The 20,264-nt window shown below is 71.6% G+C and carries 20 protein-coding genes and 1 pseudogene; 8 read left to right on the top strand and 13 right to left on the bottom strand.

Features of this window, described 5'->3' with window-relative positions; genetic code table 11:
• Positions 1 to 5 precede the first annotated feature (5 nt).
• Together JIX56_RS37900 and JIX56_RS37895 are read left to right on the top strand one after the other, a co-directional pair.
• A complete protein-coding gene (locus JIX56_RS37900; protein WP_257547443.1) occupies positions 6 to 1,091 on the top strand; it encodes an FMN-binding protein in 1,086 nt (361 codons plus the stop codon).
• Between the two features lie 4 nt (positions 1,092 to 1,095).
• Positions 1,096 to 1,890 carry an FAD:protein FMN transferase gene (locus tag JIX56_RS37895; protein ID WP_257547442.1) on the top strand — a complete coding sequence of 265 codons (795 nt, stop codon included), beginning with the start codon at positions 1,096 to 1,098 and terminating at the stop codon, positions 1,888 to 1,890.
• Between the two features lie 81 nt (positions 1,891 to 1,971).
• Here JIX56_RS37895 and JIX56_RS37890 read toward each other — a convergent pair whose 3' ends face one another.
• From JIX56_RS37890 to JIX56_RS37860, 8 genes and pseudogenes are all read right to left on the bottom strand, one after another.
• On the bottom strand, positions 1,972 to 2,529 hold the full coding sequence (locus JIX56_RS37890) for an arginine repressor (protein WP_257547440.1): 558 nt from the start codon (positions 2,527 to 2,529) through the stop codon (positions 1,972 to 1,974).
• A gap of 7 nt (positions 2,530 to 2,536) precedes the next feature.
• Positions 2,537 to 3,763, bottom strand: coding sequence for an acetylornithine transaminase (locus JIX56_RS37885; RefSeq protein WP_257547438.1), 1,227 nt, complete (start codon positions 3,761 to 3,763; stop codon positions 2,537 to 2,539).
• Positions 3,760 to 4,680 (bottom strand): acetylglutamate kinase, encoded by a 921-nt coding sequence (gene argB, locus JIX56_RS37880; protein WP_257547436.1) that lies wholly within the window; start codon positions 4,678 to 4,680, stop codon positions 3,760 to 3,762. The genes JIX56_RS37885 and argB overlap by 4 nt, the downstream gene beginning before the upstream one ends.
• Complete coding sequence (gene argJ / locus JIX56_RS37875; protein ID WP_257547434.1) at positions 4,677 to 5,831, bottom strand: bifunctional glutamate N-acetyltransferase/amino-acid acetyltransferase ArgJ; 1,155 nt, start codon at positions 5,829 to 5,831, stop codon at positions 4,677 to 4,679. Before argJ ends, argB begins: the two co-directional genes overlap by 4 nt.
• The gene (gene argC, locus JIX56_RS37870) at positions 5,828 to 6,856 is read right to left on the bottom strand and encodes an N-acetyl-gamma-glutamyl-phosphate reductase (protein WP_257547432.1); all 1,029 of its coding nucleotides are present in this window, start codon (positions 6,854 to 6,856) and stop codon (positions 5,828 to 5,830) included. The genes argJ and argC overlap by 4 nt, the downstream gene beginning before the upstream one ends.
• Before the next feature lie 73 nt (positions 6,857 to 6,929).
• Positions 6,930 to 7,115 (bottom strand): annotated as a pseudogene (locus tag JIX56_RS48165) (SAM-dependent methyltransferase); the annotation flags it as partial.
• A 42-nt stretch (positions 7,116 to 7,157) separates the two neighbouring features.
• On the bottom strand, positions 7,158 to 8,705 hold the full coding sequence (locus JIX56_RS37865; RefSeq protein ID WP_257551339.1) for a hypothetical protein: 1,548 nt from the start codon (positions 8,703 to 8,705) through the stop codon (positions 7,158 to 7,160).
• Positions 8,706 to 9,213: 508 nt separating this feature from the next.
• Entirely contained in the window at positions 9,214 to 9,618 is a 405-nt protein-coding gene (locus JIX56_RS37860; protein WP_257547431.1) for a DUF5997 family protein, read from the bottom strand.
• Between the two features lie 93 nt (positions 9,619 to 9,711).
• On the opposite strand from JIX56_RS37860, the gene JIX56_RS37855 reads away from it, so the two are divergent.
• A complete protein-coding gene (locus JIX56_RS37855; protein ID WP_257547429.1) occupies positions 9,712 to 10,458 on the top strand; it encodes a LysR family substrate-binding domain-containing protein in 747 nt (248 codons plus the stop codon).
• Positions 10,459 to 10,576: 118 nt separating this feature from the next.
• On the opposite strand, the gene JIX56_RS37850 is transcribed toward JIX56_RS37855, so the two are convergent.
• Positions 10,577 to 13,060 (bottom strand): alpha-L-arabinofuranosidase C-terminal domain-containing protein, encoded by a 2,484-nt coding sequence (locus JIX56_RS37850; protein ID WP_257547427.1) that lies wholly within the window; start codon positions 13,058 to 13,060, stop codon positions 10,577 to 10,579.
• Between the two features lie 144 nt (positions 13,061 to 13,204).
• On the opposite strand from JIX56_RS37850, the gene JIX56_RS37845 reads away from it, so the two are divergent.
• A complete protein-coding gene (locus JIX56_RS37845) occupies positions 13,205 to 13,654 on the top strand; it encodes a DUF6314 family protein (protein ID WP_257547425.1) in 450 nt (149 codons plus the stop codon).
• 14 nt (positions 13,655 to 13,668) lie between these two features.
• On the opposite strand, the gene JIX56_RS37840 is transcribed toward JIX56_RS37845, so the two are convergent.
• The 3 genes from JIX56_RS37840 to JIX56_RS37830 all read right to left on the bottom strand — a co-directional run bounded on the left by JIX56_RS37840 (position 13,669) and on the right by JIX56_RS37830 (position 16,227).
• Positions 13,669 to 14,244, bottom strand: a complete 576-nt coding sequence (locus JIX56_RS37840; protein WP_257547423.1) for a histidine phosphatase family protein — start codon at positions 14,242 to 14,244, stop codon at positions 13,669 to 13,671.
• A 75-nt stretch (positions 14,245 to 14,319) separates the two neighbouring features.
• Positions 14,320 to 14,763, bottom strand: a complete 444-nt coding sequence (locus tag JIX56_RS37835; RefSeq protein WP_257547421.1) for a GNAT family N-acetyltransferase — start codon at positions 14,761 to 14,763, stop codon at positions 14,320 to 14,322.
• A gap of 18 nt (positions 14,764 to 14,781) precedes the next feature.
• Complete coding sequence (locus JIX56_RS37830) at positions 14,782 to 16,227, bottom strand: aminotransferase-like domain-containing protein (RefSeq protein ID WP_257547419.1); 1,446 nt, start codon at positions 16,225 to 16,227, stop codon at positions 14,782 to 14,784.
• Between JIX56_RS37830 and JIX56_RS37825 the strand changes: the two genes are divergently transcribed.
• Together JIX56_RS37825 and JIX56_RS37820 are read left to right on the top strand one after the other, a co-directional pair.
• Positions 16,226 to 17,158: a DMT family transporter gene (locus JIX56_RS37825; RefSeq protein ID WP_257547417.1), complete on the top strand. Its 933-nt coding sequence runs from the start codon at positions 16,226 to 16,228 to the stop codon at positions 17,156 to 17,158. The two genes, JIX56_RS37830 and JIX56_RS37825, sit on opposite strands and share 2 nt — an antisense overlap.
• A gap of 91 nt (positions 17,159 to 17,249) precedes the next feature.
• The gene (locus tag JIX56_RS37820) at positions 17,250 to 17,447 is read left to right on the top strand and encodes a DUF1918 domain-containing protein (RefSeq protein WP_257547415.1); all 198 of its coding nucleotides are present in this window, start codon (positions 17,250 to 17,252) and stop codon (positions 17,445 to 17,447) included.
• 51 nt (positions 17,448 to 17,498) lie between these two features.
• Here the strand turns inward: JIX56_RS37820 and JIX56_RS37815 are convergent, their stop codons facing one another.
• On the bottom strand, positions 17,499 to 18,740 hold the full coding sequence (locus JIX56_RS37815) for a glycoside hydrolase family 10 protein (protein ID WP_257551338.1): 1,242 nt from the start codon (positions 18,738 to 18,740) through the stop codon (positions 17,499 to 17,501).
• A 197-nt stretch (positions 18,741 to 18,937) separates the two neighbouring features.
• Between JIX56_RS37815 and JIX56_RS37810 the strand changes: the two genes are divergently transcribed.
• Together JIX56_RS37810 and JIX56_RS37805 are read left to right on the top strand one after the other, a co-directional pair.
• Positions 18,938 to 19,813: a 3-hydroxybutyryl-CoA dehydrogenase gene (locus tag JIX56_RS37810; RefSeq protein WP_257547413.1), complete on the top strand. Its 876-nt coding sequence runs from the start codon at positions 18,938 to 18,940 to the stop codon at positions 19,811 to 19,813.
• A 189-nt stretch (positions 19,814 to 20,002) separates the two neighbouring features.
• On the top strand, positions 20,003 to 20,260 hold the full coding sequence (locus tag JIX56_RS37805; RefSeq protein ID WP_257547411.1) for a hypothetical protein: 258 nt from the start codon (positions 20,003 to 20,005) through the stop codon (positions 20,258 to 20,260).
• Positions 20,261 to 20,264 lie beyond the last annotated feature (4 nt).

Raw genomic sequence — 20,264 nt, 5'->3', positions numbered from 1 at the left:
GAGCGATGAAGAAGAGCCACCCCATCCGGCGGACCCTGCTCGCCACCGCCGCCACCGTGTCCGGCATCGTGCTGCTGCTGTCGCTGAAGCCCGCCTCGGACCCGGCCGGATCGGTACAGGCCGGTGCGGCGGGGGGTGCTCCTTCGGCACAGGGCGGTCTGGGGGCGGCGGCCGGCGCGCAGACCCTCACGGGCACCGCCGTGACGACCGACTACGGCCCCGTCCAGGTCCGCATCACGGTCAACGGCGGCAAGATCACCAACGCCGAGGCCGTACAGCAGCCCAGTGGCGGCCGTTCCACCCAGATCAGCAGCGACGCCATACCCAAGCTCAACCAGGCGGCCGTGGCCGCCGGTACCGCCGAGATCGACGCGGTCTCGGGCGCCACCTACACCAGCGCCGGCTACAAGGAGTCCCTCCAGTCCGCCCTGGACCAGGCCGGCAGCGCACAGGACTCGGGCGCGCAGGTGCTCACGGGTACCACCGTCCAGACCGACTACGGGCCGGTCCAGGTCCGGATCACCGTCAGCGGCGGCAAGATCACCAACGCCGAGGCCGTGCAGGCGCCGAGCGGCGGTCGCTCCACGCAGATCACCAGCGACTCGGTGCCGAAGCTCAACCAGGCGGCCGTGGCCGCGGGCAGCGCCGAGATCGACGCGGTGTCCGGCGCCACCTACACCAGCGCCGGCTACAAGGAGTCCCTCCAGTCCGCCCTGGACCAGGCCGGCAACGCACAGGACTCGGGCAGCGAGGCCGAGGCGGGCGGCTCGCAGGACGCGGGCGGCGGCGCCGAGGACTCCGGGGCGGGGCAGGCGACGGGCACCCAGGTGCTCACGGGCTCGGCCGTACAGACCGACTACGGCCCCGTCCAGGTCCGGATCACCGTCAGCGGCGGCAAGATCACCGACGCCGAGGCGCTGCAGCAGCCCAGCGGCGGCCGCTCCACCCAGATCAGCGGGACCGCCATCCCCCAGCTCAACCAGAACGCCGTCTCGGCAGGGAGTGCTGACATCGATGCTGTCTCAGGCGCCACGTACACCAGCGGCGGTTACAAGGAGTCCCTCCAGTCCGCCCTGGACCAGGCCGGCTGATCCGGTGGCAGAACCCGCCGGGGGCGCCGCGCCCGCCCAACTGCGGCACGTCGAGGAGGTCATGGGCACCGTCTTCTCGTTCGACATCCGGGGAGGCGAGCCCACGGCGGTCAAGGCCGCGCTGGGAGAGGCGGTGGCCGGGCTCCACGCCGTGGACGAGGTGTTCAGCACCTACCGCGAGCAGAGCCAGATCTCCCGGCTGGCCCGGGCCGAGCTGACCATCGAGGAGTGCGACCCCGAGGTCGCCGAGGTGCTCCAGCTGTGCGCCGAGGCCGAGCGGTTGAGCGGTGGCTGGTTCAGCGCGACGTACGAGGGCCGCTTCGACCCGACGGGCCTGGTGAAGGGCTGGGCCACCGAACGGGCCGCTCTGCGCCTGGTCGAGGCCGGAGCGGTCGGGGTGAGCGTCAACGGCGGCGGCGACGTCCAGCTGTGCGGTGTCCCCGGCCCCGACCGGCCGTGGCGCGTCGGCGTGGCCGATCCCCTCCGCCCCGGTGGTCTCGCCGCCGTCGTCACCGCGGCCGGTACCGACCGCCTCGCCGTCGCCACCTCCGGCACGGCCGAGCGCGGCGCCCACATCGTCGACCCCCGCACGGGTAAGTCCGCCGTGACGGACCTGGTCGCGGTGACGGTCGTCGCCCCTCGCCTGACCTGGGCGGACTGCTGGGCGACCGCGGCCTTCGCGATGGGTTCGCGGGAGGGCCTGGCGTGGCTGGAGTCCCTGGAGGACACGGAGGCGCTGCTGATCACGGCGGGCGATGAGGTGCGCTGCACGGGAGGCTTGGCTTCGCGATTGGGCTGAGGTGCGGCGCCCCGAACGGGGCGCGGGGAACTGCGCGACCGGCCACGACGAACCCGCGGCCGGTGTCCCCGCAAAGCACCCCTATCCGTGCCCGTGCCCGTTCCCGTTGCCGTTCTGAGCCAGCCGCAGCAAGTGATCCGCCAACGCCTGCCCACCCACAGGATCCCGGCTGATCAACAGCAACGTGTCGTCACCGGCGATCGTCCCCAGAATGTCGTGCAGTTCCGCCTGATCGATGGCCGAGGCCAGGAACTGGGCCGCACCCGGCGGCGTACGCAGGACGACCAGGTTCGCCGAAGCCTCCGCGGAGATCAGCAGCTCCGCGGAGAGCCGCCGCATCCGCTCCTCCTTGGCCGACTCCCCCAGCGGGGCCCGGGGGGTCCGGAAACCCCCCTCACTCGGCACCGCGTAGATCAGGTCGCCGTCGTTGTTACGGATCTTCACCGCGTTGAGCTCGTCCAGGTCCCGGCTGAGCGTCGCCTGCGTGACGCTCAGCCCGTCGTCGGACAGCAGCTTCGCCAACTGGCTCTGCGACCGCACAGGTTGCCGGTTGAGGATGTCCACGATCCGCCGGTGGCGTGCGGTGCGGGTCTGCGGCACGGCGGGCCCCGCCTGGTCGTGCTCCTGCGCCTGGCTCATCGTCGTCTCATTCCCCGGCTCGTCCGTCCCCACTGGCTTCGTGCGCCGCCCGCGCCGCGTCGAGAATGCCGGGAAGCGCCTGGAGGAGGGCGTCCACCTCTGCGTCACCGATGTTCAGCGCGGGCATCAGCCGTACGACATCGGGGGCGGGCGCGTTCACCAGGAAACCGGCGTCCTGAGCGGCCTGTTGCGCCAGGGGCGCGAGCGGCTCGGTGAGCACGATACCCAGCAGGAGGCCCGCGCCACGGACATAGTCGATCATCGGGTCGCCGAGGGACTCGATTCCGTCCCGCAGCTTCTCGCTCTGCCGCTTGACGTTCTCCAGCAGGCCCTCCGCCCGGATGGTCTCCAGGACGGCGAGTCCGGCGGCGCAGGCGATCGGGTTTCCGCCGAACGTGGTGCCGTGGTGGCCCGGCTGAAGCAGCTCCGCGGCCCGCCCGAAGGCGACGGTCGCGCCGAGCGGCAGTCCGCCGCCGAGGCCCTTGGCGAGGGTGACGACGTCGGGCAGGACGCCCTCGTGGGCCTGGTACTCGAACCAGTGCCCGGTCCGGCCGACACCGGTCTGCACCTCGTCGAGGACGAGCAGCGAGCCGGTGGCGGCGGTGATGGCCCGGGCGGCCTTCAGATAGCCGGCCGGCGGGACGACGACGCCCCTCTCGCCCTGGATGGGCTCGATGACGACGAGGGCCGTCTCCTCGGTGACCGCGGCGGCCAGGGCCTGCGCGTCGCCGTACGGGACGTGCGTGACGTCGCCGGGCAGCGGCAGGAAGGGCTCCCGCTTGCCGGGCTGGCCGGTGAGGGCGAGGGCGCCCATGGTCCGGCCGTGGAAGCCGCCCTCGGTGGCGACCATGTGGGACCGCCCGGTCAGCCGGCCGATCTTGAACGCGCCCTCGTTGGCCTCGGCGCCCGAGTTGCAGAAGTAGACCTTGCCGTCCCGGCCGAAGTGCTCGAGGAGCCGTTCGGCGAGCGCGACGGGCGGTTCGGCGATGAACAGGTTGGACACATGGCCGAGGGAGGCGATCTGTGTGCTGACGGCCTCGACGATCGCCGGGTGAGCGTGGCCGAGCGCGTTGACGGCGATGCCGCCGACGAAGTCGACGTACTCCTTGCCGTCGCCGTCCCAGACCTTGGCGCCCGCTCCGCGGACCAGCGGCAGCTTGGGGGTGCCGTAGTTGTTCATGAGCGAGCCCTGCCACCGCTGCGTCAGCTCTGCGTTCTTCGCGGTCTCGGTCATCCGGCATCCCCCTCTTGCTCCGCATCCGGCACGACCATCGTGCCGATGCCCTCGTCGGTGAAGATCTCCAGCAGGATCGAGTGCTGGACCCGGCCGTCGATGACGCGGGCGGTCTGCACGCCGTTGCGCACGGCGTGCAGGCAGCCCTGCATCTTCGGCACCATGCCGGAGGACAACTCCGGCAGCAGCTTCTCCAGTTGGGAAGCGGTGAGGCGGCTGATCACCTCGTCACTGTGGGGCCAGTCCTCGTAGAGGCCCTCGACGTCCGTGAGGACCATGAGGGTTTCGGCGTCCAGAGCAGCAGCGAGTGCCGCAGCCGCCGTATCAGCATTGACGTTGTAGACATGCCCCCTGTCACCTTCGTCCTGGCTACGGGCGATCGACGAGACGACCGGGATCCGGCCGTCGGCGAGGAGCGCCTTGATCGCGCCCGTGTCGATCGCGGTGATCTCGCCCACCCGCCCGATGTCGACCAGTTCGCCGTCGATCTCGGGCTGGTGCTTGGTGGCGGTGATGGTGTGCGCGTCCTCGCCGGTCAGTCCGACGGCGAGCGGTCCGTGCTCGTTGAGCAGCCCGACCAGCTCGCGCTGCACCTGTCCGGCGAGCACCATGCGTACGACGTCCATGGCGTCCTCGGTGGTGACGCGCAGGCCGGCCTTGAACTCGCTGACGATGCCGTGCCGGTCGAGGGCGGCGCTGATCTGCGGGCCGCCGCCGTGCACGACGACGACGTTGAGGCCGGCCTGCCGCAGGAAGACGACGTCCTGGGCGAAGGCGTTCTTCAACTCCTCGTCCACCATGGCGTTGCCGCCGAACTTGATGACGACCGTCCTGCCGTGGTGGCGGGTCAGCCAGGGGAGCGCTTCGATGAGGATCCTGGCCTTGGGGAGGGCGGTGTGCTTCCGCGTGGTGCTCATGAGGAGTACGCGCTGTTCTCGTGGACGTAGTCGGCGGTGAGGTCGTTGGTCCAGATGGTGGCCGTCTCGGACCCGGCGGCGAGGTCGGCGACGATGTGCACCTCGCGGTAGCGCATGTCGACGTTGTCGCGGTCCTCGCCGACGCCGCCGTTCTTGCACACCCAGACGCCGTTGATGGCGACGTTGAGCCGGTCCGCCTCGAAGGCGGCCCGCGTGGTGCCGATGGCGGACAACACCCGTCCCCAGTTGGGGTCCTCACCGTGGATGGCGCACTTGAGGAGGTTGTTGCGGGCGATGGAGCGGCCCACCTCGACGGCGTCGTCCTCGGTCGCCGCGTTGACGACCTCGATCCTGATGTCCTTGCCGGCGCCCTCGGCGTCCCGGATGAGCTGCTGCCCGAGGTCGTCGCACACCTTGCGGACGGCCTCGGCGAACTCCGCGTACTCCGGGGCGACTTGGGAAGCCCCGGAGGCGAGCAGCAGCACCGTGTCGTTGGTGGACATGCAGCCGTCGGAGTCGACCCGGTCGAAGGTGACCTTGGTGGCCGCCCGGAGGGCCTTGTCCAGCGTCTCGCTGTCGAGGTCGGCGTCGGTGGTGAGGACGACGAGCATGGTGGCGAGGCCGGGGGCGAGCATGCCCGCGCCCTTGGCCATGCCGCCGACGGTCCAGCCGTCGCCCTGGGCCACGGACGTCTTGTGCACGGTGTCGGTGGTCTTGATGGCGATGGCGGCCTTCTCACCGCCGTGTTCGGAGAGCTGCGCGGCGGCGGTCTCGACGCCGGGGAGCAGCTTGTCCATCGGCAGCAGTACGCCGATGAGGCCGGTGGACGCGACGGCGACCTCGCCCGCGTTGTGCCCTTCGAGGACCTCCGCGACCTTCTCGGCGGTCGCGTGCGTGTCCTGGAAGCCCTTCGGCCCCGTACAGGCGTTGGCACCGCCGGAGTTGAGGATGACGGCGGAGACCTGACCGCCCTTCAGCACCTGCTCGGACCAGAGCACCGGTGCGGCCTTCACACGGTTGGAGGTGAAGACGCCCGCGGCGGCGAGGCGGGGCCCGTTGTTGACCACGAGGGCCAGGTCCGGGTTGCCGTTCTCCTTGATCCCGGCGGCGATGCCCGCCGCCGTGAATCCCCTTGCTGCCGTCACGCTCACGGTGCGACTCCGATCGTCGTCAGCCCGGTGCTCTCGTGGAGCCCGAGGGCGATGTTCATGCTCTGGACGGCGCCACCGGCCGTGCCCTTGGTGAGGTTGTCGATGGCGCTGATCGCGATGATGCGGCCCGCCGCCTCGTCGTACGCGACCTGCACCTGAACAGCGTTGGAACCGTAGACGGACGCCGTCGCCGGCCACTGTCCCTCGGGGAGCAGGTGGACGAACGGCTCGTCGGCGAAGGTCTTCTCGTACGCGGCGCGGACGGAGTCGGCGGTGACGCCCGGCTTCGCCTTCGCGCTGCATGTGGCGAGGATGCCGCGGGGCATCGGCGCGAGGGTCGGCGTGAAGGAGACGGAGACCGGCTCGCCGGCGACACCGCCGAGGTTCTGCATCATCTCGGGCGTGTGCCGGTGGCCGCCGCCGACGCCGTACGGGGTCATCGACCCCATGACCTCGCTGCCCAGCAGGTTCGCCTTGGGCGCCTTGCCCGCGCCGGAGGTGCCGGAGGCGGCGACGATCACGGCCTCGTTCTCGGCGAGGCCCGCCGCGTAGGCCGGGAACAGGGCCAGCGTCACGGCCGTGGGGTAGCAACCGGGTACCGCGATGCGCTTGGACCCCTCCAGCGCGGCGCGGGCACCCGGCAGTTCGGGGAGGCCGTAGGGCCAGGTCCCGGCGTGGGGCGAGCCGTAGAACTTCTCCCAGTCGGCCGCGTCCTCCAGCCGGAAGTCGGCGCCCATGTCCACCACGAGCACATCCGGCCCGAGCTGCTCGGCCACGGCGGCGGACTGCCCGTGCGGCAGCGCGAGGAACACCACCTCGTGCCCGGCGAGGACCTCGGCTGTCGTCTCCTGGAGCACCCGGTCGGCCAGCGGCAGCAGGTGCGGCTGCAGCCCGCCCAGACGCTGGCCCGCGTTGGAGTTGCCGGTCAGTGCACCGATCTCGACCTCGGGGTGCGCGAGCAGCAGGCGCAGCACTTCGCCGCCCGCATAACCACTCGCTCCCGCCACCGCCACGCGTACCGCCATGGAACCCTCCTCTTGGATGGCATGACTATACGTTTCGTTGCACGTTTATGCAATCCATGCAGGGTCTTCAGGTGTCGATCTCCGACCGTGTCGCGTGGCCCTTGGCCACCAGCTGGTCGCGGACCTGCCACACCGTGGGCGCCGCCAGGGCCGCGCAGGCCGGGCCTATGACGGGAAAGTATGCGTCCGCCCGGGCGTGGGTCAGGCCTGTCTCGCGCAGCAGGCGCGGGAGGCGGTAGCCCGAGGCAGGGCCCGCGCCGGGCTCACCCGCGGCGGTGGACGGGCCGGTGGAAGCGCTCGGTCACACCGGCGCGTGACGGAGCACCGGCGCCGGCGGCCGGCGCAGCAGCTCCGTCATCGCGGTGAGCGGAAGCGACGGGTTGGCGGCCGCGGCTTCCGCCACCTGCTCGTCGGTGTCGGCGAGCAGGTCGACGACGAGCTGCGGCGGGAGGGCCGGGTGGCCGGCGGCGAGGGGCCGCGCCCGGTCGTCCGCCAGGCAGGCGAGCAGCGCGGGGGCCGTCGCGCGGGGGTGGCGGGCGATCTCTCGGAGTGCCTTGCGCACCGGTGGCCGCTGTCGGGTCACGTGTTCCAGGAAGGCCGCAGTCGCGTCCGGGTTGGCCGCCGCACCGGCGATGACCTGGGCGCCGTGCCGGTCGACCATGGCGCGCAGCCGCGCTGCGGAGAGGCCGGGGTGCGGAGCGACGGACTTGACCACCTTCGCGTCGGGGTCGCCGGCCAGCGCGTCACGGATCCCGGCCGGCAGATCACGCCGCTGGGCGAGGAGCATCCGTACGGCCGCGCTCGGCGACCGCGCCAGGTCCTCGACCTCGGCGGCCGTGGCGGCGGCGATCCGCGGCAGCAGGGTGGCGCCGATCCTGGTGATGGCCGCCAGGTCCGTGAGCACGTCGAGCGGCACCCGGGGGTTGTGCGCGAGTCCACGCCGTACGGCGGGGTCGGCGTCGCCGGCCAGCGCGCGGATCAGGGTGTCGTCGATCGCGGGGTTCTCGGCGAGGTCCGCGCGGACGCCGGGCGTGGGGTCCGCGGCGAGCCGGGCGTACACCTCCGGGGGCAGACCGCGGCGGGCGGCGAGCGGCCAGCGCAGCAGCATCGAGGGGTGGTCGGCGAAGCCGGCGACGGCTGCGGCCGGTGTCGCCGGGTTCTCCAGCGCCGCCCGCAGCATGACGTGCGCGGTGGACTCGTGGGAGCCGTCGCAGGAGGCACCCGGCGGCAGCTCGCAGTCGGTCCGCGCGCAGTGGGGACTGTGCGTGAACGGCGGCTCCTCGCGGTCGCAGACCAGGCACCGCCGCGCGGGCGGCAGGCCCTCGCCGGTGACGAGTGCCGCCAGCACGTCCGGCGGTGTCGCCTCGTTGGCGGCCACCGCACGGCGCACCTCGGCATGCGGATGCCCCGCGAGCCTGGCGGCCACGTCCGGCGCGGCCCACCACGCGAGCTCCACCACGACCCGTACGTCCGCGTCCTCGGCCAGCGTCTCCACCACATCGGACGGGAGGTCGGGGCAGGCGGCCAGCTTCTCCCTGCGCTCGACCACCGGGTCCGCCGCGAGGAGACGAGCCCACTCCGGAGTGCCGGCACCCTCGTCGAGCAGCGCGAGGGCGACGTCCGGCTGTGCCGCCGGATCGATGTCGGCGGCGGTCAGCAGGCCCTCGTACGCCAGCCGCACACCGCTCTCCTCGACACGCGAGGCCAGGGCGAGCGCCTGCGCCCGGGTGAGGTCCGTACGACCGGCGAGGTCATGGGCGACATCGGCGTCCGCGACGGCGATCAGCCGGTCGACCAGGTCGGACGGCAGCGCGGGATTGGCGGCGAGCCCGCCCAGGAGATGGTTCACGGAGAGCATCCTGCCCGGGCCCCCGGCCCAACGGCTCATGGTTTTTCGCTGGTGCGGGGCCGATGTGCGGAGCAGAGCGCGGACCTCGCGGCCGACGCCGTACGGCAGATCGCGGACCTCGGCGACCCGGAGCGCGAGGAGCAGCAGGACGAGCCGCTCGTGCGGGTCCTCCGTGGTGGGATGCCGGCGGGCGGCCCACACCGCGATGTTCTCGGCGGCCGGATCGAAGTCCTCGCTGTCGACGACGCGCTGGTCAGTGCGCCGATGTCCGGGCCGCCGTCCGGCAGGACGTGGACGGCGTCCACGCTCGGCCTCCGCGGGGTCGATCTCGGCCCGGACCCGGCTTCAGACGTGGAGCAGTTCGACGGTGCGGGAGTTCGTTCCGGCGGTGTGCGAGTCGGGGCTCTCGGGGTCGGGGCCCTCGGGGATGCCGATCACGCCCTTCAACCACGCGTGATCGGCATCGGCGGTTGCCGCCGGGCGCTCGACACGCCCCCGGTGAGCCGGTTCAGGAACGCCGGCCGTCCGACTGGGCCGCTCGCTCCGCGTTGCGCTTCTTGATGCGGGCGCCTTCCTTGCGGACCTCCGCCTGGGTGGCGCGCTCCTTCCGCAGCCACTCGGGGCTGTCCTGCTTCAGGGCCTCGATCTGCTCGGTGGTGAGGGCCTCGGTGACTCCCCCGCGCGCGAGCCCCGCGATGGAGACGCCCAGTTTCTCGGCGACCACAGGGCGCGGGTGCGGGCCGTTGCGGCGCAGTTCCTCCAGCCAGGCGGGCGGGTTCGCCTGGAGCGCGGTCAGCTCGGCGCGCGTGACGACGCCCTCCCGGAACTCGGCGGGAGTGGCTTCGAGGTACACACCCAGCTTCTTCGCCGCGGTGGCGGGCTTCATGGTCTGGGTGGTCTGGTGCGACGTCATGGGGTCAAGGGTAACGAGCGTGCGCGCCACCGCCGACCACGACCGGACGGTCACGGTGACGGTGACGGTGACCGCGACCGTTAGCCTGGTCACGTGACAGGCTCGGAAGCATCCCCTTCGTTCCGGCTCGCGTACGTCCCGGGAGTGACGCCCACGAAGTGGGTGCGGATCTGGAACGAGCGGTTGCCCGACGTCCCCCTGACCCTCCTCCAGGTGTCCGCCGCCGAGGCGTTCGGCCTGCTGCGGGAGGGCGGTGCGGACGCCGGTTTCGTACGGCTGCCGGTGGACCGGGCCGACCTCAGCGCGATCCCCCTCTACACCGAGACCACGGTGGTCGTGATCCCCAAGGACCACGTCGTCGCGGCGGTCGACGAGGTGACCACCGAGGACCTGGCGGACGAGGTCGTGCTGCATCCCCTCGACGACACCCTCGACTGGGAGCGCCCGCCGGGAGAGCCCGCGTTCGAGCGTCCCGCCACCACGGCGGACGCGATCGAGCTGGTGGCGGCCGGAATCGGGCTGCTCGTCGTCCCCCAGTCGCTCGCCCGCCTGCACCACCGCAAGGACCTCACCTACCGGCCGGTCACGGACGCCCCCGAGTCACGGGTCGCCCTGTCCTGGCCGCAGGACGCGACCACCGACCTGGTCGAGGACTTCATCGGAATCGTCCGGGGCCGGACCGTCAACAGCTCACGCGGCCGCACCAAGGCCCCGGAGGAGAAGCAGCCGCCGAAGGCCAGGCGTGCCGCCGCGGCCGGCAAGCCGACCACCCGAAACCCCCGCGGCAGCAGGAACACAAAGAGCGGCGGCAAGGCCGGAAAGCCCCGCCGCCGCTCCTAGATGGGTCGCAGGCCCGAAGGGGGCGCGGGGCTGCGTCGATCATGCGGCTCCGCCGCGTGGGCGCGACCAGCCCCCACACACCCGCGCCCGGCTCACCAAGCCCAGGCCGCCCCCACCCTCACCGCTTCCTGATCCGCAGGAACGTCACAGAGTTCGCCGGAAACGTGTAACTGAACTCCCCAGCCACCCCACTGAACGTCGACGAAACCGGCGCGACCGGCGTAGCCGTCTCCGTGTTCACCGCATCCGGCGCGGCGGTCAGCGTGGTCACCCGGGCCTTCGAGCGGACCTTGGCCCCACCGAGGTCGATGGCGGTACGCGCGTCCGCGGACTGCGCGTTGACGACCTTGACGATCAGATCACCGGTCTTCGCGTCACGCGTCACCACCTGCCGGAACGGCTCCGCCGGCTTGTCGTCGGTGAAGCTCCCCCACTCCTGGCCGTCGAGCAGCAGGGTCACCTGCCGCCCGCGCACCTTGACCTCGACGTCGTACGTACGGCCCGTCTCGATCGTCCCCGGCTTGGAGATCAGCGTGGACTTGCCGCCGTCCACGGCCTGCTCGACCGCGCTGGTGGTGTTGTTCCAGCCGCCGAGGTTCCACCAGTAGAAGTTGCCGGTGTCCTTGACGCCGAAGGCGACCAGGAAGCCCTCCTTGCCGGCCTTCTTGGTGGCCTTCACCTTCACGTCGTAGTCGTGCCAGGCGGTGTCACCGGCCCAGACCATGGTGTTCTCGGCAGCCACGTCCGTCTGCACGTACTGCCCGTCCTGGATGCTCCAGCTGCCCCGGCCGTTGTGGGTCCACTTCGAGGCGTCACCGCCGAAGTCGTCGCTGAGCAGGCTCGTGCCGTCCGCGGCCGTCACCCGCACATCGTCGTACGCCGCTGTCGTGGCCCAGGTGGACAGGCCCACGGCTCCGGAGATCGGGCCGGTCAGCGCCGGTGTGCCGGTGGCCGTCGACGGCACCACACGGTCGCCGACGTTGTTCATGAAGAGCTTCTGCGTCTCGTAGTTGGCGGAGTTCCACGACGCGTGGTTGTTGAACCAGATCATGTCGGGACTCCACTGCACATAGTCCTCGTTGGCGAGGAGTGGTGCGTAGGAGGCGAGCTTCACGATGTCGGCGTTGCGCTCCAGGCCGGTCATGAACGCGGCCTCGGAGAGGGCGTTCTTGAAGGCGTTGCCCTGGGAGGCGTACTCGCCGAGGAAGACCTTCGGGCCGCCGCGGTCGTAGGAGTCGTAGCGGTCGTTGTTCTGGAGGAACCACTGGGGGCTGTTGTAGTAGTGCTCGTCGACCATGTCGACGTGTCCCTCGCGGTTCAGCTGCCACGCGGTGTCGAAGGTGGTGCCCGTGTCGTCGGGGCCGGAGTTCGAGATCACCGTGATGTCGGGGTACTTCGCCTCGATGGCGGCCCGGAACTTCTGGAAGCGGGCGAAGAACTCGTCGGGCAGGTTCTCCTCGTTGCCGACGCCGAGGTGGGTGAGGTGGAAGGGCCTGGGGTGACCCATCTGCGCCCGCTTCTTGCCCCACTCGCTGGTCACGGGCCCGTTGGCGAACTCGATGAGGTCCAGCGTGTCCTGGATGTGGCGCTGGAGCAGGGCGTCGTCGTCGGTGGCCTTGTTCTGGCCGCAGCCGGTGACGAGGGCGGGCACCACGGGCAGCGGCATCGCGCCGACGTCCTCGGAGAACTGGAAGTACTCGTAGTAGCCGAGGCCGTAGGACTGGTTGTAGCCCCAGAAGTTGGCATTCGTGGCGCGCTGCTCGACGGGGCCGATGGTGTCCTTCCACTGGTACGAGCGCTTGCGCTCCCAGTTCGAGGCCTCGCTGTAGTCCTGCATGGAGCCGGTGTTGACCAGGCAGCCGCCGGGGAAGCGGACGAAGCCCGGCTTCAGGGCGGCGATCTTCTCGGCGAGGTCCTTGCGCAGACCGTTCTTGTGCCCCTTGTAGGTGTCGCGCGGGAAGAGGGACACCTCGTCGAGGGCGGCGGCGCCCGAGGAGGCGACGGCGAGACGGCCGTCGCTGCTGGTGCGGGTCGCGGTGAAGGTGGCCCGGTACTTGGCCCAGCCGCCCTTGACGGCGACCTGGCGGGCCTCGGCGAGCGTGCCGTCGGCGTCCTGGAGGGTGACGGTCAGCGTCGCGGGGCTCTCGGCGCGCGCCCACACCGAGAAGTCGTACTTCTTGCCCTCCTCGACGCGGACGCCGGTGTTGTAGCCGGCGTTCGTGACGGCCGAACCGGCGCCCAGGGAGAGGTAGTTGCGGTTGCGGTCGTTGAGCCGGCCGTCGTCGTTCACGACCTGCGCGGTGCCGTCGACGGTCCAGGAGGTGAGGGGGGTGTAGGCGCGGTTGTCGGCGGTCGAGTACTCGAAGGACCGGTTCTGCACCAGTTCGGCGTAGAGGCCGCCGTCCGCGGCCCGGTTGATGTCCTCGAAGAAGACGCCGTACATCGTGTCGTCGATCTTCGCGCCCTTGGCGGCCGGGTCGACGGTGATCGCGTAGTCGGTGACGTCCTCGGCGTGCGCGGGCGCCGGGACCGAGGCGGCCGCCACCAGGAAGGCGGTGGTGGTGAGGCCGAGTCTCCAACGGGTGCGGGTGCTGCGTGACATGGATACTCCGCGGCTCGGGGTGGGGGTCATGGAGTTGTTCGAAATATCAGACAATGATCAGCACATCGAACGGCAAGATAGGGAGGAGACTCGGAGGCGTCAATGGGTCGCGCAGCATCGGATGTGACGGAAGGGAGGCCCGGTATGGGCGGGTTCCGGCCAGTGCCCGATGTGCTGGCCCACCTCTCCGGGAGTTGGCGGGTCCGGCGGTCCGTGCGGGATCTCGCGAGCGGGGCGGAAGGGCAGTTCGCGGGGACGACCGTTTTCAGCCCGCTGGACGACGGCGGTCTCCTGTACCGCGAGGTCGGAACCTTCACCTGGCAGGGCGTCCCGCGCCCGGCCGAACGCACCCTGCGCTTCCTGCCTGGCCCCACGCCCGGCACGGCGGACGTCCGCTTCGCCGACGGCCGCCCCTTCCACGACCTGGACCTGACCACCGGCCACTGGCGGACGGACCACCCCTGCGTCGCGGACCTCTACCGGGGCGAGTTCGAGGTGTACGACGAGGACCGCTGGCGTACGACCTGGCGGGTCGGCGGCCCCGCGAAGGACCAGCTCCTGGTCACCGACTACACGCGCGAGCGCACGCGGTAGAACCCGCCCCTCGCCTACCGGTCGGCACCCAGCCGCAGATTCCAGCGGCCCGAACGACCGGCCACCGTGACCGTCGACAAGGGGCGGATGTCCATGTTCCAGTACGACGACGGCGGGGCCTTCAGCGCGTAGACCAGGGCGGCGCGCAGCACGGACGGCTCGGCGACGGCGACGATACGGCCGCCGTCGTCCGCCGGACGGGTGTCGAGCCAGCCGCCTATCCGGGAGATGAAGGCGTTCAGCGACTCGCCACCGTGCGGGACGGAGTGCGGGTCGGCGAGCCAGGCGTCCACCGCCGAGGGCTCCCGGGCCATGGCCTCGCCGAGCGTGAAACCGCGCCAGCGGCCCATGTCGCAGTCCCGCAGCGCGGGCTGGGCCAGCGGCGCGTAGCCGAGGGCGTCACCGGTGGCCCGGCTGCGGGGCGTCGGCGAGCAGTAGCGCAGCTCGGCCGCCGCCAGCGGCACCAGCTCGTGGGCGGCGCGCTGCACTTCCTCCCAGCCGGCCTGGTCCAGCGGCCGGTCGTCCTCGAAACGCTCCGCGAGCAGCGAGGAGCAGCGCGCGGCGGCGACGAACGTGACCCGAAGATGCATGCGGCGATCGTGGAGCGGGGGACTGCGCAGGTCAAGAGGCGTTACTCAGGAGTTACCGCCTCACCGGTCACCCTCTCACTCGAGCACGAGCGCCATCCACTGGTCCGGCTTGGCGAGCGGCTCGAACCCGAGCTTCGCGTAGACGCCGTGCGCGTCGTGCGTGGCGAGCAGGATGCGGCGCAGACCGTACGGCCGCAGGTGCTCGCGCGCGGCGGCGACCAGGGCGGTGCCGAGGCCCTTCCCGCGCGCCGACCGGTCGACGTACACATCGCAGAGCCACGCGAACGTGGTCCGGTCGGTCACCACCCGCGCGTACGCCACCTGCTCCCCCGAACCCACCTCGTACGCCCCGAAGTTGAGCGAGCCGTGTATCGCGCTCTCCTGCTTCTCTCGGGGGCGGCCGATGGCCCAGTACGCGTCGGTGGACAGCCAGTGGTGGACGCGTCCGACGTCGATGCGGCCGGGGTCGTCGGAGATCTCGTAGCCCTCGGGGAGGCTGAGGTTCAACTCATCGCTCATGGCGGGACGTTCGCAGGGTCAGGCCCACGCTGTCGAACCGTTTACCGCCGTACGCAACCTCCGCACCCCCTCCGCGATCTCCCCCGCCCCGGTGACTCCCGCGAAGCTCAACCGCAGGTGTCCGGCCGGGGGTTCGGCGCTGAAGTAGGGGCGGCCGGGGGTGACCGCGACGCCCGCGCGGAGGGCGGCGGCGACCAGCGCGGGTTCGTCCGTGCCGTCGGGGAGGCGCAGCCACAGGTGGTACCCGCCGGAGGGGATGTGCGGCAGGGCGAGTTCGGGGAGGTGCATGCGCAGCTCGGAGGTCAGCACATTGCGACGGTTCTTCAACTCCCTGGAGACCGCCCGGAGATGGCGGGGCCAGGCGGGTGAGCCGACGAGTTCGAGGGCGGCCTCCTGGAGGGGGCGCGGTACGAAGAAGGTGTCGACGACCTGGATGGCGCGCAGCCGTTCCAGGACCGGGCCCCGGGCGGCCAGGGCACCGACGCGGAAGCTGGGCGAGGTCGCCTTGGTCAGCGAGGAGACGTGCACGACCACACCGTCCGGGTCGTCGGCCGCCAGCGGTCGCGGCAGTGGCCCGGCGTCCTCGTGCACGAGTCGGCGTACGAAGTCGTCCTCGATCACGAAGGCCCCCGCCTCGCGGGCGATCCGCAGCACCTCGCCGCGGCGGTCGGCGGACAGCGCGGCGCCGGTGGGGTTCTGGAAGAGCGGCTGGCAGACGAAGACGCGGGCGCCGGACGCCTTGAACGCGTCGGCGAGCAGGGCGGGCTTGACCCCGTCCGCGTCCACCGGCACCGGAACGGGCCGCAGCCCGGCCGCCCGCGCGATGGCCAGCATGCCCGGATAGGTGGGCGATTCGACCAGTACGGGTGCCCCGGGCGGCGCGAGGGCGCGCAGGGCGGTGGTCAGGGCGGACTGGCCGCCCGCCGCGACGATCACCTCCGCCGCGGTGATCGCGCCGCCGATGCTCCGCGCGAACCACTCGCGCAGCTCCGGGACGCCCTCGACCGGCGGCCGCGCCCACACCCCGGGCCGCCGCCCCGCCCGGGACAGGGCCGCACCCATCGCCTGCTCCGGTTGCAGCGACGGGTGCAGATAGCCGCCGTTGAACTCGATCACGCCGGGCGGCGGAGTGGCGAGCGAGACCAGCACCCCCGAGGCGTCCACCGTGCGGGGAGACGGCTCGGCGCTGCCGTCGGCGCTGAGCGCGACCTCCTGCCAGGACGTGTCCCCCACGGGCGCCGCCCCGCTCTCGCGGGGGCTCGCCCGGAAGGCTCCCGCTCCCGGCCGGGTCACCACGAGCCCCTCGGCGGCCAGCTGCGCCAGGGCTCGGGAGACGGTCACCGGGCTCACCCGGAAGCGCTCGACGAGCGCCCGGCTCGACGGCAGCTTTCCACCGGATGAGTAGCGGTCCAGCTCCTTTCGCAGCTGTTCCGCCAGTTCCGCCCCACTGCTACGCTCTTGCATGAGAGCAGAGAGTAGCGCTATCGCCCAGATTTCAGTAGCGGTGGACGGTGGCCGGGAAGGCGCCCGACCTCGACCGGCCACCGGCGGCACCCTCCAGGCCGCCTTGGGCGTCACCGCCTTCTCGCTCACCTTTCCGGCCACCGCCTGGGGCCTGGAGGGCTTCGGCCCCTGGTCCCTCGTGGCCGTGCGCAGTGTCCTCGCCGCCGTGATCGCGGGCGGCTGTCTGCTGGCCCTGAGGGTGCCGCTGCCGGGCCGCCGGCACTGGGCGGGGCTCGCGGTGGTCGCCGGCGGTGTCGTGGTCGGCTTCCCCTTGCTGACCACGCTCGCACTGCGGACCTCGACGACCTCTCACGCCGCCGTCGTGGTCGGTCTGCTCCCGCTGACGACCGCCCTGTTCTCTGCGCTGCGCATGGGCACCCGCCCCTCGCGCACCTTCTGGACCGCCGCCCTCGCCGGCGCCGCCGCGGTCATCGCGTTCACCGTGACACAGAGCGGCGGCGCCCTCACGACCGCCGATCTCCACCTCTTCGGCGCCCTGCTGGTGTGCGCGGCCGGTTACACCGAGGGCGGCCGGCTGGCCCGGGTGATGCCGGGCTGGCAGGTCATCGGCTGGGCCCTGGTGCTGTGTCTGCCGCTGAGCGTGCCGGGCGCCCTGCTGGCCCTGTCGTACGAGCCGGTCCAGCTGACCACGCACAGTGTGGCCGGGCTTCTCTGGGTGGCCGCCGGGTCCCAGTTCCTGGGGCTGGTCGTCTGGTACCGGGGCATGGCGGCGATCGGCATACCGAAGGCCAGCCAGTTGCAGCTGGCGCAGCCCCTGCTCACACTGGTGTGGTCGGTGCTGCTGCTCGGCGAGCAGCTCACCCCGGCCGCACCCCTGACGGCCGCCGCCGTACTGGTCTGCATCGCGGTCACCCAGCGCTCAGCCGCCTGAGACCCCGTACGCACACCGGTTCCCACCGGCGCCGCCCGCAATAGACTGCGGCTACGGACAGCCGCTCCCGTGCAGAACGAGGAGGCCCCCGATGCAGGCAGATGTAGGCGACACCCTGCTGGTGCACGGCAGGACCGTCGGACACCACGACCGGACCGCGGAGGTCCTGGAGGTGCTCGGCCAGAACGGGAATCCGCCCTACCGGGTCAGGTTCAACGACGACGGACACGAGGCGCTGATGTCCCCGGGCCCGGACACGGTCGTCCGCCACCCCGGAGATCCGAAGTAGCCGTACCGCGTCGGATCCGCAGTAGCCGTACCGCGTCCGCCCACGGTCCGGTCAGCGAGGTGGTTCCGCCGGCCGCTGGTAGTGGTCGGCGACCACACGCGCCATCGCACCGATCGTGTCGAGCCCGACCTCCCTGGCCGAGAAGAACACATGCCCGCGTGCCTCCGGAAGGTCGCGGGCCAGGGTGAGGTGCGCCGACAGCTCGGCGGGGTCCTGCCAGGCCGCGGGCTGCGCCGGGTCGCCCGCCTTGTACAGGGCCTCCCCGATGTACAGCCGCGTCCCGCTGTCGCGGGCGGTCTCCGCCCACCAGGGCAGCAGCTTGGCGTAGTCGGCGGCGGCGAAGCCGATGTTCCAGTACAGCTGCGGGACGATGTAGTCGATCCAGTTCTCCCGGACCCATTTCCGCGTGTCCGCGTGCAGATCGTCGTACGTCTGCACACCGGCCTGGGTGTCCGAGCCCCGTTCGTCGGTCACGGCGTTGCGCCACACTCCGAAGGGGCTGATGCCGAACTGCGTGCCGGGGCGGATCACCTTGATCTGCGCCGCCGTCTCCCGCACCAGCTTGTCGATGTTGTCGCGCCGCCAGGCCGCCCGGTTCGGGAAGCTCCCGCCGTACCGGTCGTACGCCTCGTCGTCGTCGAAGACCTGGCCCGCGACCGGGTACGGATAGAAGTAGTCGTCGAAGTGCACGGCGTCGACCGGATACTTCCGCAGGGCGTCGAGCATGGCCTTCTGAACGAAGGCGCGGACCTCGGGGACGCCGGGATTGTAGTAGAGCTTGCCGCCGTAGGGGACGACCCAGTCGGGGTTCTTCCGAGCCGGGTGCGAGGCGACGAGACGGGTCGGGTCGGTGTGGTTGGCGACCCGGTACGGATTGAACCAGGCGTGCAGCTCAAGACCCCGGGCGTGGGCCTCCTCGACCGCCGTGCCCAGCGGGTCCCAGCCGGGATCCTTGCCCTGGGTGCCGGTGAGGTACTGCGACCAGGGCTCGTACGGGGAGGGCCAGAGCGCGTCGGCGGTGGGGCGGACCTGGAAGATCACCGCGTTGAGGCGGCGCTCCACGGCGGTGTCGAGATGGGTGAGGAGCTCGGCGCGCTGCTCGTCGGCGGTCAAGTCGGGCTTGGAGGGCCAGTCGCGGTTGACGACGGTGGCCAGCCACATGCCGCGCAGTTCGCCCTCGTCCGCCCTGCGACGGGGGCTCGGCTCCCCACCGGCGATGGCGGTGCCCGCCGCGACACCGCCCGCCGCCACGAGCGTCGCCGCCGCGGTCGCCCAGAACGCCCGTCGTGACATCCGTGGCTTCCGATGCATCGTCCCCTACCTCCGCGTACCGCGTCCTGCGTGTCCGCAACCGTCGCGGACCGTCCGCGGCCAGCCTTCCATGTGACACCCGGGATACTGCTCAGTAGCCGTCGCGGGTAACGTGCAGGTTTGGCACAGGCCCACACCACGGGTATCTGCCAGGCACGTAGACCAGTGAAAGGGACGATGTGACGGACTTCCCAACGGGAGATCTCGCACGAGTCGGAGTCGTGGGCTGCGGCCAGATGGGAGCGGGCATCGCCGAGGTGTGCGCCCGCGCCGGTCTGGACGTGAAGGTCGCCGAGACCACCGGTGAGGCCCTGGAGATCGGCCGTACCCGGCTGTTCAACTCCCTGTCCAAGGCGGCCGAGCGCGGCAAGATCAGCGACGAGGAGCGGGACGCCACCCAGGCGCGCCTCAGCTTCACCACCGACCTCGGCGAGTTCGCCGACCGTGACCTCGTCATCGAGGCGGTCGTGGAGAACGAGCAGGTGAAGACCGAGATCTTCCAGGTGCTCGACCAGGTGGTGACCCGCCCGGACGCGATCCTCGCCTCCAACACCTCCTCCATCCCGCTGGTGAAGCTCGCGGTCGCCACCTCGCGGCCCGACCATGTCATCGGCATCCACTTCTTCAACCCGGCCCCGGTGCAGAAGCTCGTGGAGCTGATTCCGGCGCTCACCACCTCCGAGGGCACCCTCAGCCGGGCGCAGCTGTTCGCCGAGAAGACGCTCGGCAAGCACGCCGTGCGCGCCCAGGACCGCTCGGGCTTCGTCGTCAACGCGCTGCTCGTGCCGTATCTGCTCTCCGCGATCCGGATGTTCGAGTCGGGCATCGCCAGCCGCGAGGACATCGACAACGGCATGGAGATGGGCTGCGCCCACCCGATGGGCCCGCTGAAGCTGTCCGACCTGATCGGCCTGGACACGATCGTCTCCATCGCCCATTCGATGTACGAGGAGTACAAGGAGCCGCTGTACGCCGCTCCCCCGCTGCTCCAGCGCATGGTCGACGCGGGCCGGCTCGGCCGGAAGACGGGGTCGGGCTTCTACTCGTACGCCTGACTACGGACCGTAGGTCTACGACCCGCACGGGCCCGGCACCGGAAACGGTGCCGGGCCCGCCGTATTCACACACCGTGTGCGCGGCGAACACGCATATGCCGGTCGCACACTCTCCCCACGCGCCCACCAGGCGAGTTGACTTGCCGTGCGCATGCAAGGGACGGGACGACTACAGAAAGGAGCGGACTCGTGGCCATCGACCCCGAGCATCCCGTGCTCCACGGCGAACTCGCAGAGTTACGCCGCCGCCTGGATGTGGCGCACGCGCGCGTCGAAGGCGGGCACACCCTGCTGAGCCACCGCGCCGAACAGACCGCCAAGGAACTGGACGACCTGAGCGCACGGATCGTCGCCCTGGAGCACGCCCGCTGGCCGCTGCCCGCGGTCGCGGTCCTGACAGCACTGGGCGCCCTGGTGGTGGCCGTCTGGCAGGCGCTGGGCCACTAGCCGG

Origin of the sequence: Streptomyces sp. CA-210063 (assembly GCF_024612015.1) — a bacterium.
Classification (GTDB): domain Bacteria; phylum Actinomycetota; class Actinomycetes; order Streptomycetales; family Streptomycetaceae; genus Streptomyces.
The sequence above is the reverse complement of the archived record's forward strand: the minus strand, read 5'-3'. Positions and strand labels throughout refer to the sequence as shown.

What these genes read in the sequence shown, in the direction of transcription:
- JIX56_RS37900 (WP_257547443.1), top strand. Translation starts at nt 6, where the DNA reads ATGAAGAAGAGCCACCCCATCCGGCGGACCCTGCTCGCCACCGCCGCC.
- JIX56_RS37890 (WP_257547440.1), bottom strand. Translation starts at nt 2,529, where the DNA reads ATGAGCCAGGCGCAGGAGCACGACCAGGCGGGGCCCGCCGTGCCGCAG.
- JIX56_RS37885 (WP_257547438.1), bottom strand. Translation starts at nt 3,763, where the DNA reads ATGACCGAGACCGCGAAGAACGCAGAGCTGACGCAGCGGTGGCAGGGC.
- argB (WP_257547436.1), bottom strand. Translation starts at nt 4,680, where the DNA reads ATGAGCACCACGCGGAAGCACACCGCCCTCCCCAAGGCCAGGATCCTC.
- argC (WP_257547432.1), bottom strand. Translation starts at nt 6,856, where the DNA reads ATGGCGGTACGCGTGGCGGTGGCGGGAGCGAGTGGTTATGCGGGCGGC.
- JIX56_RS37860 (WP_257547431.1), bottom strand. Translation starts at nt 9,618, where the DNA reads ATGACGTCGCACCAGACCACCCAGACCATGAAGCCCGCCACCGCGGCG.
- JIX56_RS37850 (WP_257547427.1), bottom strand. Translation starts at nt 13,060, where the DNA reads ATGTCACGCAGCACCCGCACCCGTTGGAGACTCGGCCTCACCACCACC.
- JIX56_RS37845 (WP_257547425.1), top strand. Translation starts at nt 13,205, where the DNA reads ATGGGCGGGTTCCGGCCAGTGCCCGATGTGCTGGCCCACCTCTCCGGG.
- JIX56_RS37840 (WP_257547423.1), bottom strand. Translation starts at nt 14,244, where the DNA reads ATGCATCTTCGGGTCACGTTCGTCGCCGCCGCGCGCTGCTCCTCGCTG.
- JIX56_RS37835 (WP_257547421.1), bottom strand. Translation starts at nt 14,763, where the DNA reads ATGAGCGATGAGTTGAACCTCAGCCTCCCCGAGGGCTACGAGATCTCC.
- JIX56_RS37825 (WP_257547417.1), top strand. Translation starts at nt 16,226, where the DNA reads ATGAGAGCAGAGAGTAGCGCTATCGCCCAGATTTCAGTAGCGGTGGAC.
- JIX56_RS37830 (WP_257547419.1), bottom strand. Translation starts at nt 16,227, where the DNA reads ATGCAAGAGCGTAGCAGTGGGGCGGAACTGGCGGAACAGCTGCGAAAG.
- JIX56_RS37820 (WP_257547415.1), top strand. Translation starts at nt 17,250, where the DNA reads ATGCAGGCAGATGTAGGCGACACCCTGCTGGTGCACGGCAGGACCGTC.
- JIX56_RS37815 (WP_257551338.1), bottom strand. Translation starts at nt 18,740, where the DNA reads ATGTCACGACGGGCGTTCTGGGCGACCGCGGCGGCGACGCTCGTGGCG.